General features: G+C 39.8%; 10 protein-coding genes and 1 pseudogene. 8 read left to right on the top strand and 3 right to left on the bottom strand.

Annotation, left to right across the window (positions count from 1 at the left end):
- Nucleotides 1–451: 451 nt before the first annotated feature.
- Nucleotides 452–1,117 (bottom strand): heme exporter protein CcmB, encoded by a 666-nt coding sequence (locus ADICYQ_RS06530; protein ID WP_020891882.1) that lies wholly within the window; start codon nucleotides 1,115–1,117, stop codon nucleotides 452–454.
- 177 nt (nucleotides 1,118–1,294) lie between these two features.
- On the opposite strand from ADICYQ_RS06530, the gene ADICYQ_RS06525 reads away from it, so the two are divergent.
- Nucleotides 1,295–2,320: a dihydrodipicolinate synthase family protein gene (locus ADICYQ_RS06525; RefSeq protein WP_020891881.1), complete on the top strand. Its 1,026-nt coding sequence runs from the start codon at nucleotides 1,295–1,297 to the stop codon at nucleotides 2,318–2,320.
- Between the two features lie 77 nt (nucleotides 2,321–2,397).
- Here the strand turns inward: ADICYQ_RS06525 and serS are convergent, their stop codons facing one another.
- Nucleotides 2,398–3,675: a serine--tRNA ligase gene (gene serS, locus ADICYQ_RS06520; protein WP_020891880.1), complete on the bottom strand. Its 1,278-nt coding sequence runs from the start codon at nucleotides 3,673–3,675 to the stop codon at nucleotides 2,398–2,400.
- A gap of 166 nt (nucleotides 3,676–3,841) precedes the next feature.
- Between serS and ADICYQ_RS06515 the strand changes: the two genes are divergently transcribed.
- From ADICYQ_RS06515 to ADICYQ_RS06505, 3 genes and pseudogenes are all read left to right on the top strand, one after another.
- A complete protein-coding gene (locus tag ADICYQ_RS06515) occupies nucleotides 3,842–4,717 on the top strand; it encodes a PIG-L deacetylase family protein (RefSeq protein WP_020891879.1) in 876 nt (291 codons plus the stop codon).
- A gap of 42 nt (nucleotides 4,718–4,759) precedes the next feature.
- Nucleotides 4,760–5,518 carry an SDR family NAD(P)-dependent oxidoreductase gene (locus tag ADICYQ_RS06510; RefSeq protein WP_020891878.1) on the top strand — a complete coding sequence of 253 codons (759 nt, stop codon included), beginning with the start codon at nucleotides 4,760–4,762 and terminating at the stop codon, nucleotides 5,516–5,518.
- A gap of 23 nt (nucleotides 5,519–5,541) precedes the next feature.
- Nucleotides 5,542–6,401: pseudogene (locus ADICYQ_RS06505) on the top strand (fumarylacetoacetate hydrolase family protein).
- Between the two features lie 60 nt (nucleotides 6,402–6,461).
- On the opposite strand, the gene ADICYQ_RS06500 reads toward ADICYQ_RS06505, so the two are convergent.
- The gene (locus tag ADICYQ_RS06500; protein WP_020891875.1) at nucleotides 6,462–7,163 is read right to left on the bottom strand and encodes a FadR/GntR family transcriptional regulator; all 702 of its coding nucleotides are present in this window, start codon (nucleotides 7,161–7,163) and stop codon (nucleotides 6,462–6,464) included.
- 733 nt (nucleotides 7,164–7,896) lie between these two features.
- On the opposite strand from ADICYQ_RS06500, the gene ADICYQ_RS06495 reads away from it, so the two are divergent.
- The 4 genes from ADICYQ_RS06495 to ADICYQ_RS06480 all read left to right on the top strand — a co-directional run bounded on the left by ADICYQ_RS06495 (nucleotide 7,897) and on the right by ADICYQ_RS06480 (nucleotide 14,749).
- A complete protein-coding gene (locus ADICYQ_RS06495) occupies nucleotides 7,897–11,118 on the top strand; it encodes a SusC/RagA family TonB-linked outer membrane protein (RefSeq protein WP_020891872.1) in 3,222 nt (1,073 codons plus the stop codon).
- A gap of 104 nt (nucleotides 11,119–11,222) precedes the next feature.
- Nucleotides 11,223–12,629, top strand: coding sequence for a RagB/SusD family nutrient uptake outer membrane protein (locus ADICYQ_RS06490; RefSeq protein WP_235114425.1), 1,407 nt, complete (start codon nucleotides 11,223–11,225; stop codon nucleotides 12,627–12,629).
- A 79-nt stretch (nucleotides 12,630–12,708) separates the two neighbouring features.
- Nucleotides 12,709–13,830, top strand: a complete 1,122-nt coding sequence (locus tag ADICYQ_RS06485) for a sialidase family protein (RefSeq protein WP_235114424.1) — start codon at nucleotides 12,709–12,711, stop codon at nucleotides 13,828–13,830.
- 112 nt (nucleotides 13,831–13,942) lie between these two features.
- Nucleotides 13,943–14,749, top strand: coding sequence for an SGNH/GDSL hydrolase family protein (locus ADICYQ_RS06480; RefSeq protein WP_020891869.1), 807 nt, complete (start codon nucleotides 13,943–13,945; stop codon nucleotides 14,747–14,749).

Below are 14,749 nucleotides of genomic sequence, written 5' to 3'. Positions count from 1 at the left end.
TAGAAAGCCTTTTAATTATGGTTAGCCTTTGGTTAGGGCTTCAAAATAATTTAATGACCTCATCGGGTGAAACATTGGGCTAAATCCCCTAGACGACATATTGCAATTCAATCCCCCAGCTGAAGCTGGGGGCTATTGATATTCTGGAATCGATTCGATTGAAAATTTGATCGACCATGTCGTTTTCGGGATATACCAGAATTCCCATCTGGTCTAAGTTTAGCGAAGCGTAACTTAGACCTAAAATGCCGAAAGTTTCCAACTTTCATTCAATAATCTAGCTTTCCACCCACACAAATTAATTGTCGAAACCTCCTCAATAGGAATGGGCTTTAGCCCATTTAAAAAGGACAATACCATTTCATTTGGCTTTAGCCGAAATAGAGAGAACAAATTAATTATAAATAACTGATTTTTTGGCTTCGGAAGGCTCAGCCCCCATTCTACAGGCTTAACTCCTCCAAAGATAGGGGAAAAGCAGGTAGGAGGTGGCCAGTACAATTGCATTGATGGCCATTAAAGTCAGGATCTTTTCGGCACTTATGCCCCTGTCTAATCCATCAATTGCACTCTTGGAAACCTGGATAGTCATCAGAAGTATTGGGATCATTACTGGAAAACTTAAAATGGCCATCAAGGTACCATTGTTTCCTGCTTTTGAGGCAATGGCAGAGACCATGGTTAGGGCGGCCGAAAAACCAATGGCTCCTAGCAAAAGGTTCAGAAGGAATAAAGAATTGTCAGCTACAGGATTTCCGAAAACCACACTAAATACCAGGTAGCCCAATAGCGCCAACACCAGGGTGAGTCCAGTATTGTAAATGGTTTTGGATAAAATAATGGCCTCAGGTGAAGCGATCATAAAATAATAGAGTTGCCTACCTTGCTGTTCCTGTACGAAACTTTTTGCCACAGCATTTACTGCCGAAAAAAGGATAATGATCCAATAAAGGGCATTCCATATGGGTACTTGCAATTTCCCCTGGCCTGTCCCCATACTTAAATAGGCAATAAAAACAGCACTGGTCACATAAAGGAGTATTCCATTGATGGCATACTTTTGCCGCCATTCCAACAAGGCTTCTTTTTTTACCAACAAAGCTATTTCCTTCCACATATAGAGGGCAAATATAGGCACCTAATCATAATAATTCCCCCGTAATGCCAAATTTTATTGCTTTCTACTGGTCTGTTTCCCCTTTTTAGGGGTTATTAGTGTGTACGAATATTTTAAACAATTAAATTTACCACCCAATTGAAGCCGAGTCATCGGGTTTAAATCAATAATATTACCATGAGTTTTGAAAACGATAGGAGAAAATTTTTAGGAAAAATGGCATTAGGAACTTTGGCAGGACTTACCCCTTGGAATAGTCTATTGGCGAATACGCCAATGTCAGCAAAAGCTGTCGAAAAAGCTTTTATACCTGTAATGCTGACCCCTTATAAAGCAGACATGACTGTAGATTATAAAGGGTTAAAAAAACTTACCGATTACTATCTTGAATCAGGTGCTCGTGGTTTCTTCGCCAATTGCCTAAGCAGTGAGATGTATGACCTGAGCCCAGAGGAAAGACTGAAAGTAACCAAGACCGTTGTTAAAAGGGTCAATGGGAAATTCCCTGTCGTTGCGACAGGTTCTTTTGGGGATACAGCAAAGGAAAAAGCTGAATTCACCAAGCAAATTGCTGATACTGGCGTTGACGCCGTAATTATGATTACTTCTCACTTTGCAGAAAAGGGAGAGTCCGATGATGTGGTCATCAAAAATTTGGAAGCTTATTTGTCTTTAACAGGTGACATCACTTTAGGAACCTATGAATGCCCAACTCCTTATAAAAGGATACTTTCTCAAAGGGTACAACAGTTTTTGTTGGATTCAGGAAGGCTTGTGTACCACAAAGACACATCTGAAGACATCGACAATATTCTTCAAAAACTTAAAACTGCAGAGGGTACTAAAATGGGCTTTTACAATGCCCACATGGGTAGCGCAGTAGCTTCCCTTCGCAATGGAGGGGCTGGATTGTCCCCAATAGCAGGTAATTATTACCCAGAGGTAATCGCATGGATTTGTAAAAATGCCAGTGATACTGGAAAAACAGAGCAGGTGGATTGGTTGCAAGACCAAGTTAGAGACATGGAACGTAGGGTGACCGCCAATTACATGCTTTCTTCCAGGTATTTCCTTAATAAAGAAGGGCTGGATTTGGAAATTGTAAGCAGAAGAGCAAAAAATCCACTTACTTCAGCTCAGCAAAGTGTAGTGGACACATGCTATGCTGAGGTGCAGGGCTGGAAACAGAAATTATCGATATAATCAACTTTAATGACATGAAAAAGGGCTTCTTTTATTAAAGAAGCCCTTTTTCATTTTAAATGTTTTGTTATAAATGCCTACGCTATGGTGTCAAAACCCAAATAAGGAACCAATGCTTTTGGCATTTTAATGCCATTTTCACTCTGGTTGTTCTCCAAAATGGCAGCCATTATTCTAGGTAACGCCAAAGCACTTCCATTGAGTGTATGGGCCAAAACGGTCTTTTTGTCTTTGTTCTTAAAGCGTAATTTCAACCGATTGGTTTGGTAGGTTTCAAAATTACTTACAGAACTTACTTCCAGCCACCTTTCCTGCGCAGCTGAATACACTTCCATATCAAATGTCAATGCGGAGGTGAATCCCAAGTCTCCCCCACAAAGTCTTAAGACCCTGTAAGGCAACTCTAGTTTTTGCAACAAGCCTTGAACGTGCAAGCTCATCTCCTCCAGGGTATTGTACGAATTATCAGGATGGGTAACTTGTACAATTTCCACCTTGTCAAATTGGTGTAGTCTATTCAATCCCCTTACATGTGCTCCCCAACTTCCAGCTTCTCTTCTAAAGCAAGGTGTATAGCCCGTATTCTTTTTAGGCAACTCATCTTCCTGAAGAATTACGTCCCGGTACATATTTGTAATCGGAACTTCAGCGGTAGGTATAAGGTATAGGCCATCTTCTTGCGCAAAGTACATTTGGCCTTCCTTGTCTGGAAGTTGCCCTGTAGCATAGCCACTTTCTTCATTGATTAATATGGGTGGCTGCACTTCTGTATAACCCGCTTTCTCTGCTTCATCTAAGAAAAAGTTGATCAAAGCCCTTTGCATCTTGGCTCCTTTGCCTTTGTAAACAGGAAACCCTGCACCAGCGATTTTAACCCCGAGCTCAAAGTCAACAATGTCATATTTTTTAATCAACTCCCAATGAGGGCTTTTATTGCCTTCTTCCAATTGTGGGACCGTTCCGTTTTCTAAGACGATCTCATTGTCTTCTGCAGATTTACCTGCAGGAACAGATGAATGTGGAATATTGGGTATAGTATATAGAATCTGGGTTAGTTCAGTTTCAGTCTGCGAATAGCTTTCTTCCAAAGACTTCACCTGTGTTTTTATCTCAGAAGTTCTCAGCTTAATCTTTTCTGCCTCTTCCTTATTGCCAGCCTGCATCAATTTACCAATTTGCTTCGAAATTGTGTTGGACTCAGCCTGAAGGGTGTCTCGCTCTAGCTGAATTTGTTTCCTTAGGTCTTCTAGCTTTAATACATTTCCCAGCACTTCTTCAGGGTTTTCAAAATTCCTGGCGTTAAGCCTTTCGCAGGCCTGGGAAAAGTTTGCTCTTATTTCATTTACCTGAAGCATATCTAATTGTAACTTTGTTTCGCGAAATTAATTTTTAGGTGGCAAAGATAAGGAATAAGTTCTGAGTAAAGTGGGCAAATGACTGATAATTTGGATTAACGGATTGACAAAACAGGGCTAAATGCCTATCTTCAAGCTTTAAATTCTAACAACCGAAAAATTGACTATGAAATCAAGTTTTATTGCAATTTTGTTCTGTTTTTTCGCCGTTTCTATAGTAGAAGCCCAAGAAAGACCTTTGAAAATCATTATGATAGGTGCACATCCTGATGATTGCGATATAAAAAGTGGTGGCACAGCATCCCTTTTTGTGGCTATGGGCCACAAAGTAAAATTTGTCTCTGTCACAAATGGTGATGCAGGACATATGGAAGAGGGGGGTGGAATGCTTGCCAAAAGGCGTATTGCTGAAACCCAGGAAGTGGCCAAAAGACTTGGCGTTTCTTATGACGTTTTGGATAACCATGACGGTGAATTACTACCTACGCTAGCCATAAGGCTTCAGATTATCCGGAAAATCAGGGAATGGGATGCGGATGTGGTCATTGCTCCAAGACCTAATGACTACCATCCCGATCATCGCTATACCGGTGTGTTGGTACAGGATGCTGCCTATATGGTAGGTGTTCCTAATGTGGCTCCAGATACACCACCTCTAAGTAAAAACCCGGTGTTTTTATACTTTCAGGATCATTTCCAAAAGCCTAATCCATTTGAGCCTCATATAGCGATAGACATTACCTCGGTAATCGACAAGAAAATACATGGCTTGGACGCACATGAATCTCAATTTTATGAGTGGCTACCGTGGATAGCGGGCTACGCTGACGAGGTGCCTGAAGGTAAACAAGAAAGAATAGCCTGGTTAAAAGAAAAAAGAGGAGGAGGGATAAATCCTGCTGTGAGGAAGAGCCTGGAGAAATGGTATGGCCCTGCTAAGGCTGAAAAAGCGCAGTATGCGGAAGCTTTTGAAGTTTGTGAATACGGTTCCCAGCCTTCAGAAGAAGATTTGAAGCGATTGTTCCCTATGTTGGGAAAGTGATATTGAATGTAAAGTATTAATTATTAGAAAATTTCATATTAAATGAAGGGGAAAAATGTTTTGGTCACGGGTGGGGCCAGTGGAATAGGTTTGGCAATAGTGGAGAAATTTGCAGTTTCTGGTGCCTCAGTCTATGTATTGGATTTTAATCAGGAAAATGGGCTGGATATTGTCGGGAAACTAAAAGACAAAGGTTATGATGTCTATTTTAAGCAAACAGATGTTTCTAATCAGGCCAATGTAAATGAGGTCATAGAAGCAATTCCCGGTGAAATAGATGTGTTGATCAACAATGCCGGCGTCTCTCATATTGGAAACATTGAATCGACAGAAGGCGCTGATTTAGATCGTTTATTTGCGGTGAATGTAAAAGGAGTATTCCATTGTTCTAAAGCAGTGATTGGAAGGATGATCGCCAATGGTGGAGGAGTGATTATTAACATGGCCTCTATTGCAGCTACCGTTGGTATACCGGATCGTTTTGCTTATTCTATGAGTAAAAGTGCAGTGCTCAACATGACACTTAGCATTGCAAGGGATTATGTCAAAGACAATATTCGATGCAATGCCATTTCGCCGGCGAGGGTACATACTCCTTTTGTGGACAATTATATTTCCAAAACCTATCCGGGAAAAGAAAAGGAAATGTTTGAACAGCTTTCGGCTACTCAACCAATTGGAAGAATGGCAGCTCCTGCAGAAGTGGCCAGTATGGCTTTCTTTTTAGCGTCTGATGAAGCCAAGTTTTTAACCGGTGCTGATTATTTGGTAGACGGTGGATTTTCTAAATTGAAAATGTAATTACTTTAAACTATAATTGAAAAATGAAATTAATAAGATTTGGAAAAGTAGGGCAGGAGAAGCCCGGAGTGATAACCTCTGAAGGTAAAAAATTGATTGTTCAGCTTTTGGTTTAGATTGGACCGCTGAATTTTTAGGCGATGAAGGTAATCTGAAGAAATTAGAAGCATGGTTAGAGGCGAATGCAGCAAGTTGCCCGGAAATCGGATCTGATGTGAGATTAGGATCTCCCGTTCCTTTTCCATCCAAAATTATTTGTGTAGGGTTGAATTACTCTTTACACGCAAAGGAAAGTGGCATGGCCGTTCCTGAGCAACCCGTGTTGTTTATGAAAGCTACTTCTGCGCTTTCAGGACCTTTTGATCCAATTGTGATTCCAAAGAACTCCCAAGCAACGGATTGGGAAGTTGAGTTGGCAGTCGTAATAGGCAAAAAAGCCAGTTACGTATCCGAAGAGGATGCCATGGATCATGTGTTTGGTTATGTTGTTCACAATGATGTAAGTGAGAGGGATTTCCAGTTAAGACACGGTGGACAGTGGGTTAAAGGGAAAAGTGCTGATTCCTTTGCTCCACTAGGACCTAATTTAGTAACTAAGGACGAAATTCCTGATCCTCACAAATTGAGGTTGTGGCTTAAGGTAAATGGTGAAATGTTGCAAGACAGCAATACTTCTGACTTGGTTTTCAATATTCCTCAACTGGTAAGTCATATCAGTCAATACATGAGTTTATTGCCTGGTGATGTGATCAGTACAGGAACACCTGCAGGTGTTGGTATGGGGCTGAAGCCACCAAGATACATGAAGGCCGGTGATGTTGTAGAACTGGGTATTGATGGTTTAGGTGTTTCTAGTCAAGTTGCTGAAGACTACAAAGGCTAAAAAGTCACGGTATAATAGTTATTGATTGAAACGGGCAGGATTTAATTCTGTCCGTTTTTTTTATTCATCCACTTTGTCCAAATATACTTTTAAATGGATGCTCATTTTTTCCCGGAAGGATTCAGGCGTACCCTGTTGAAGGTCGTGCAATAAGTCACGGTGAGTAACAGCATTCTTAACCTCGGATTTACTGATGATTTGCCCGCTGTGTACAAGGTTGAATATAGGCAGCAGCATTTTCTGAAACCTCAAAAGCGTTTGATTGCCTGAAATTTCATAAAGCATGGAATGAAAATCTACATCGTACCTGTTTTTCAGGAACTTGTCTTTCGTTTCTTCTTCTTTTTTTACAAGTAATTCAAGCTTTTCCAGGTTGGCCTTGGATTTTCTCATAAACAAAAAGTCTGTGATGCCCATTTCCAAAACCAAACGCAACTCAAAAATGTCCTGGAGGGTGGCACTGTCTAATAACATCGGATTCAATACCCGCTCGAAGCTCCCTAAAATATCTGGTTGTGTCAAGATAATGCCCCTATTCCTTTTGGACTCTATTAAACCAAGTGTTCTAAGTCTTGAGAGTGCTTCTCTTAAGGCGGTTCTGCTTACCCCCATGGATAGCGCAAGTTCGGCCTCTTTTGGGATCGCATCACCTGGCTGGAGATTGGCTTCCGCAAAGTACTCTCTTAAGTTTTGTTCTACCTTGTCTACCAATGATAAGGTGGCATCTAAAACTGGTTTTGGCTTGACACTGAATTTGCTCACTTATGTTTTTGGTTTTTTTGACTCCCGCAAATATAATAAGTATTATTAAACTGCTCCCTTAATTACCACTCTACTCTTTCATATCTATACTTATAGTCAAAATAAAATAGGATTTTTTACCTCTAATAGGCCTATAAATGAAGATTTTTTGGTAATTCCATCATTAATATTAATCTTATTTAAAATATATAATACATAATAAAAGATCTTAATTTTTAATAACGCCTCCTTTTTCATCGCTAAATTTTACTTTTCAGGTAATTTGGGTGTTTTAATTGAATAGTACAGTAAGTTAAATCAGTGATTCTTGCATCATTATAAAAACTATAAAACTAGTATTACATATGCTCCGGCGAGGATTTTCCCCAAGGGGTTATAGACCAAGTATGCGTATTTTTTTTAAGGTATTTGTATTTGTTATCCTCATTATGGGAAGATGTATCGTTTTGTTACTTAATGTCGGTGAATTGTGGAATGTGTTAGGTTTAGTTTTTTAAAGTAGTTTTGGAAGTTTTTCATTTATGATTTATTCGTTTCATGGTAAAATAAAGAATAATATTTTGTTTGTTAATTTTTTATTAAAAAATCTTTATTTATTGGATGACTGGATTTTGAGGGCTAGAATTATTCATTATATTTGAATAAATAATACATATTATTATTTAACTTTAATACCTATAAACAAGCAGTTTATAGGTGGATGTTAATGAAACATAACATAAATAGGACAAATATGATCGAGAAACTCTACACAAAATGGTGGCAATCCGTTTTTATAGTGTTGCTGTTAATAACCTTCTCTACAGAGAAGACTTGGGCCCAGTCCCAAAATGTAACAGGGACAGTATATTCCGAAGAAGATGGAAGTACAATTCCTGGTGTCAATATCATTCACGTGGGTACTGCCACTGGAACGGTTACAGATATGGACGGGAAGTTTACCATAAGCCTGTCAGGTAACAATACCGTATTGAAATTTTCTGCTATTGGTTTTAAACCGCAGGAAATAAGCATTGGAAATCAAACCAATATTGATGTAACCTTAGAAACAGCCCTTGGTGCACTTGATGAAATCATTGTTGTTGGTTATGGCGAGCAATCCAGAGAAAAATTAACTTCTGCAGTAAGTACACTTGATACCAAGGTGCTTGAAAATGTACCTTTAGGTAATGCAGCTTCAGCTTTGCAGGGAACAGTTTCTGGGGTAAGGGTTCAAACATTAAGTGGTCAGCCAGGTGCTGCACCAAGAATAATCGTAAGGGGTGGAACTTCAATAAACGACCCGAATGGTGCCGAGCCATTATATGTAGTGGACGGTGTAATTAGAGATGATATTCAAGGGATCAATCCTATGGATATTGAATCCATGCAGGTTTTAAAAGATGCGGCCTCTACAGCGATTTATGGCTCCAGAGCATCTAATGGTGTGGTTATTTTGACTACGAAAACCGGTAAGGCTGGTGATACTAAGGTTACCTATAGGTACACTATTGGTACCTCACAATTAAGAGAAAAATATGACCTGCTTTCTGCAAGGGATTATATATACTATTCAAGATTAGGAATAGCCGCTACAGGTATCAAATCTCCCACAAGACTTGCCCAGTTAGATGGGGCCTTCGGGTATGGCATTGGTAACGACCTTACCAATAACACGGCTTATACTACTCAATACCTGACACCTGAAAATGAATACAAGCTGAGTGAAGGATGGCAAAGTATGCCGGACCCAGTTGATCCTACCAAAACCATTATTTTTGACGAAGTTGATTGGCAGGATCAGTTGTTTAGAACTGCAGTGACCCAAGACCACTATTTGAATTTATCAGGAGGTACTGAAAAAGCAACTTTTAATATTGGTGTGGGTTATTCGGATATGGATGGAATAGCAATTACCACCAATTATAAAAGATTCACTGCCAATATGAATGGTAGGTTAAAAGTAAGTGACAAGTTGTTTGTATTTGCAGGCTTGAATTTCACCAGGTCCTCCGATAATTTGGTGTACAGTGAAAATAGCTTGTTTGAAAGATCTATCGCTACTCCTCCTACTGCAAAGTATGCATTTGAAGATGGAACCCTTGCTCCGGGAGTCGGTCGTTCTTTGGGTAATCCAGCCTATCAATTAAGTCGTAGTGTTAATGACAATACATTAAGTCTTATGACATTGAGTGGTGGTGCCAATTGGGAGTTAGCTCCAGGCCTCAGCTTTGAACCTTCAGCATCTCTTTATACCAAAGCCAATACAGCTAACACATTCTTGATGTCTTATCTCAATTCACCAACCCAATTGGTGGAAGATAGAATTGCTACAGGAAGCCAAACAAACTGGGAGCAATTACAGTTGGATGCAGTTTTAAACTATGAAAAAAGCTTTGCTCAACTACATAATTTCACTGCCACCCTTGGCTATTCAATGTATCAGAGAGACAATTATAGTCTTTTTGCTCAGGGTAGAGGAGCAGCAACAGATTTAATCCCGACATTAAATGCTTCAGGGGAAGCTGTACAGGTTTCCAGTTCTAAAGGGAAGCAGTTGATCCTGGGTTATTTTGGTAGAGCCAATTACGATTTTGATAATAAGTATTTATTTTCAATGAGTGCCAGGTATGATGGTGCTTCTAATTTAGGATCTGAATACAAATGGGGTTTCTTCCCTGGGGTATCTGCTGGTTGGAATTTACATAACGAATCTTTCTGGGACTCGCCAGCAGCTATTGATAAGTTTAAGTTGAGAGCTAGTTATGGTCTCAATGGTAACCTTGGTAATTTAGCGGATTTCCAGGCTCAAGGAGCCTACAGTGTTGGGGGTATTTATCAAGGAAATGCCGCTGTTGAATACACTACTATTGCCAACCCAAATCTTAAATGGGAACAATCCAGAACTTTTGATGTGGGGTTTGATGCAGGTCTTTTCAATAATAGGCTTACTGTTCTGTTTGATTATTATCAAAGGGTAACTTCCAATCTAATCACCACCTTGGCCATGCCGAAGTTGACTGGTTTCACCAGCATTTTAACAAACCTGGGTAGTTTGGAGAACAGTGGTGTAGAGCTTGAAGTAAATTTTAATGTGCTTTCAACGAAGGATTGGATGTGGGACATTGGGTTCAACACTTCTTTTGTGAAGAATAAAATATTGGAACTGCCTGAAAATGACAATGAAAACAACAGAATTGGCGGTTTGTTCTTGTATGATGAAGAAATTGGAGATTATGCCTGGAAAGGTGGTTTACAAGAAGGTGGACAAATCGGCGAAATGTACGGTTATCAATACCTGTCGGTATTTCCTACTGATGAGGCAGCAGCTGCAGCTCCTCAGGATTTAATCATGGCAGGTCCTGACAGAACCAGGTATGGAGGAGATGTGGATTGGCAGGATGTCGATGGTAATAATGTGATAGACACAAGAGACAGGGTTTATATGGGGAATATCTTCCCAAAATGGACCGGAGGTTTTTCAAATAACGTGAACTATAAAGGAGTGAACCTTTACTTGAGAATGGATTATACCACCGGACATACCATTTATAATTATGTAAGGGCCAATTTGGATGGAGAGTTCGTTGGAAATACCAACATGAGCTCAAATATCGCCAGGTCTTGGGAAAACCAGGGAGATGTGACAGATGTTCCCAAATTTTACTGGGCAGATCAGGTAGCCCAAAGCAATTACTGGAGAGGTGATCCTAGAAACCTGGACAATGGTGGAGGAAGTTCTGTGAATTATGAAAAGGGAGATTTCCTTGCCTTAAGGGAGCTTACTATAAGTTATGATTATACTGCAGGATGGTACAAAAAGATTGGAATTGAAGGAATTAGGCTTAACCTGACAGGTAATAACCTTGTTTATTTTACCAGCTTTAGTGGTCTTTCTCCGGAAGATGGAGGGATAAACAGAGGACGTTTTCCTGTTCCTCGTAACATCATGCTAGGTATTAACCTTTCTCTTTAATTAAGTCCTGATCAAATATAAAAAGTCATGAAAAAATTAGTTAATATAAAGATATACCTGCTCGGCGTTGTTGTTTTTTTCTGAATTATTCCTGTACAGAACCTTTGGAATTAGCACCCATTAGTTCAATAGGGGCTAACTCATTCTGGCAATCAGAACAAGATGCCGTAGGCGGAGTAATAGGGATGTACAACCAGTTTAGGGATTTGTCAAGTAGGACACTCTATTTTATGGGTGAAGCAAGGAGTGAAATAATGGGTGAAGGAGTTCAAAATGCGGACTATAGAAGAAAGTATTTTGAAAATGACATGAATGAAGGAAACGCTGATTTGGATTGGTTGCAAACCTACAAGGTGATCAATTATGCCAACCTTGTCATAAAAAATGTTCCAAACATTTCCTTTCCTAGTGAAGAGAATAAAAATGATTTGTTAGCGCAAGCTTATAGCATGAGAGCATTTGTGTATTTTGTTCTTGCGAAAACCTGGGGAGATGTTCCTTTGATCACTGATCCTGTAGAAGGCTATGATGCAGAAACGACCTTTCAGGAAAGGGCCGCGGTTGCTACTGTTTTTGAATTGATTAAAGATGATTTGGACATGGCGATAAGCTTGTTTCCAAGTAACGAGTTTGAGAATGGCCGATCCATGTGGTCCAAGCCTGCAGCCAATACGCTCAAAGGAGATGTGTATTTGTGGACAGGTAAAACCATGGGTGGAGGTGATGCTGATATTACCATTGCTTTGAGTGCCTTGAATGAAGCGAACACGGCTGATCTAAGTCTATTGGATGATTATTCCAGGGTTTTTGACTTTGATAATAAAGGAAATCAAGAGATCATTTTCTCAGTTCATTTTAGTGATTTTGAGGTTTCCGACAACATGTTTTCAGACATGTATATCAATGCCCTTGATGTAAGAGAGACCTTTGATCAGGAAACATTAGAAACGATTGGAACCCCCGGAGGATTTAATTGGTGGGCCCCTTCTGCTACAATGAGAGATCAGTTTATGGATGAAGATAGCCGGAAATCAGCTAGTTTTTTGGAGGTATATTCCAATGAAGCCGATAATGCTTATATAACCACGATTGTAACAAAGGGTAGTGGGTATACTGAATCAGGTTCTAGAAGGTTTCTTGATGATATTGTGATTTACAGACAAGCTGAGTTGTTGCTGCTTATAGCTGAAGCTAAAAATGCCCTTGGTCAGGATCCAACTGCTGAAATAAATAGTGTGAGAAGTAGGGCTTATGGCGAGAATTTCTCTAGCTACGAATTCACTAGTAGTTCTCAAACTGAAAACGACGAAGCCATATTGCAGGAAAGATTATTTGAATTGGCTTTTGAAGGAAAAAGATGGTGGGATCTCGTTCGCTTTGATAAAGCATTTGAGAAAGTGCCTTCCTTACAAGGAAAAGAAGGTCAAAACTACCTTATGTTGTGGCCTATAACTTTGGAAACCATAAGCTTAAATTCTAAAATAACCCAAAATACTGGTTACGAGCAGTAATAAAAATGCAGTCTTAAACCTATAAATAGCCCTAATAACCATGTTTAAAATTCACCGATTTTTAACCCTAATTGTGATCATGACTGCCCTTTCCCTTTCGGGAAAGGCGCAGCATGTTCTTTTAAATGCTGACAATGGTAAAGCGATCTCCACAGGAGCTTTGGTACATCATGATGTAGAAGAAATAAAAGGCCTTAAAATGGGGCCTTTTGTCAAATTAGACAATGGGGACATTCTGACAGTGGAGGGAACAGATTGCACCATTAGCAATGACAATGGTAAAACCTGGCAAAGCTATCCTGTATTTGAAGATCCTGAAAATTTCTTGATTTCAAATGAACGGGCAATACTAAAGACCAGCAATGGGGTGATCATCCTGGCTTTTATGAATTTGCAGGAAAGGGCAAATTGGAATTGGCAAGAAGAAATTTCGGATTCGCCGGGAGCCAGACTACCGACCTATACGGTGAGAAGTTTAGACGGGGGTAAAACCTGGCAAGATGTGCAAAAGCTCCATAATGAGTGGACCGGTGCGGTTCGTGACATGATAGAAACCGAAAATGGGAATATAGTCTTCACCTCCATGATGATGAGACACCACCCGGGCCACCATACGGTATTGACTTATAAGTCGGGCAATGAAGGTAAAACCTGGGAAAGGTCTAATATTATTGATCTTGGTGGTATTGGTCACCATAGCGGTGTAACAGAAGCTACCCTGGAAGCCCTTGAATTCGGAAAATTATGGCTATTGATGCGGACCAATTGGGGTACTTTTTGGGAAGCTTTCTCAATGGACGATGGTAAAACCTGGGACAATATACGTCCTACTGATATAGCTGCAAGTTCTGCACCAGGACTTCTTAAAAGGCTCGAAAGTGGCAGATTAATTTTGGTGTGGAATAGAAGATTCCCTGAAGGAACCGATCAATATCCCTTACGAGGAGGGGACAGACAATGGTCGGAAGTAGCGGCCAGTAATCATAGGGGTGAATTGTCCATCGCCTTATCTGAAGACGATGGTAAAACCTGGTCAGACCCAATAGTAATTGCTAAAATTGGCGATAATCAAAAAACGGACCCAACCTTTAAGTGGATTTCTTATCCCTATGTTTTTGAACGAAACCCTGGAGAATTATGGGTGACCACCATGCAGGGAGAACTACGTGTTAAATTTTATGAGAAGGATTTTACACATTAATTGGATCATTGGTGTAAAAGCAAACTTGATGAGAAAATCAAGATTTGACTATTGCATATTTCGGGTTTAAAATGTTTACTTAAATATTTGTCTTTAATCGATAATAAAGAAAATGAAAAGATTCTCTAGAAGAAGGTTTTTTGAAAAATCTTTATTTCTGCTTCCATTGCCAGCAATTTTATCTTTTACCAATAAACTCACAAGCTTGGAGGATCTTCCTATTTCTCCACTTTCAGGTGAAAGTGACAAGGAGCGCATTTCCGCCTTACTAAAAGATAAAGTGCCATTGATATGGACCTTTACTGGAGACAGTATTACCCATGGAGCAAAACACACTCATGGGTACCGCTCCTATCCCGAAGTTTTTGGAGAACGCATTCGCTGGGAATTGGGAAGAGTAAGAGATGTAATTATAAATACAGGAATCAGCGGAAATACAACCGAAACAATCCTTCAGGACTTTGACTGGAGGATTAAACAGTTCAAGCCAAATGTTGTGTCTTTGATGATTGGTACAAATGATTGTTCCAATGAGAAGGTATCAATAGAAGCTTATGAAGAGAATCTTAACCTTTTGGTTAAAAAATTCAGGGGGCTCGGTGCAATTCCTATCCTTCACACCCCTAATCTAATTATCAAAGAATTGGATCCTAGCAGAGCAAGTTTGGATAAATATGTTGCCGTAATAAGGAAGGTTGCAATAGAAGAAAACATTATCCTGGTTGATAATTATGGGCATTGGCTTGAGACAGCTGAAAAGGCTGACGGTATAAACGTAAATAAGGAATGGTTGAATGATCCGCTACATCCAGATGGTGAAGGGCATTCTGAAATAGCAAGGCTGATGTTCAAGGAGCTCTCAATTTTTGACCCTGAAGCGTCTACCTGTGGCGGGCCTTATTATGAAGGGAAACATTAA

It is taken from the genome of Cyclobacterium qasimii M12-11B, assembly GCF_000427295.1.
GTDB lineage: Bacteria > Bacteroidota > Bacteroidia > Cytophagales > Cyclobacteriaceae > Cyclobacterium > Cyclobacterium qasimii.
Note: the sequence above shows the minus strand (reverse complement) of the source record. Positions and strands in the feature narration are given on the sequence as shown.

Excerpts from the sequence above, each read along its gene's own strand:
- ADICYQ_RS06530 (WP_020891882.1), bottom strand. The coding sequence starts at position 1,117 with ATGTGGAAGGAAATAGCTTTGTTGGTAAAAAAAGAAGCCTTGTTGGAA.
- ADICYQ_RS06525 (WP_020891881.1), top strand. The coding sequence starts at position 1,295 with ATGAGTTTTGAAAACGATAGGAGAAAATTTTTAGGAAAAATGGCATTA.
- serS (WP_020891880.1), bottom strand. The coding sequence starts at position 3,675 with ATGCTTCAGGTAAATGAAATAAGAGCAAACTTTTCCCAGGCCTGCGAA.
- ADICYQ_RS06515 (WP_020891879.1), top strand. The coding sequence starts at position 3,842 with ATGAAATCAAGTTTTATTGCAATTTTGTTCTGTTTTTTCGCCGTTTCT.
- ADICYQ_RS06510 (WP_020891878.1), top strand. The coding sequence starts at position 4,760 with ATGAAGGGGAAAAATGTTTTGGTCACGGGTGGGGCCAGTGGAATAGGT.
- ADICYQ_RS06495 (WP_020891872.1), top strand. The coding sequence starts at position 7,897 with ATGATCGAGAAACTCTACACAAAATGGTGGCAATCCGTTTTTATAGTG.
- ADICYQ_RS06485 (WP_235114424.1), top strand. The coding sequence starts at position 12,709 with ATGACTGCCCTTTCCCTTTCGGGAAAGGCGCAGCATGTTCTTTTAAAT.
- ADICYQ_RS06480 (WP_020891869.1), top strand. The coding sequence starts at position 13,943 with ATGAAAAGATTCTCTAGAAGAAGGTTTTTTGAAAAATCTTTATTTCTG.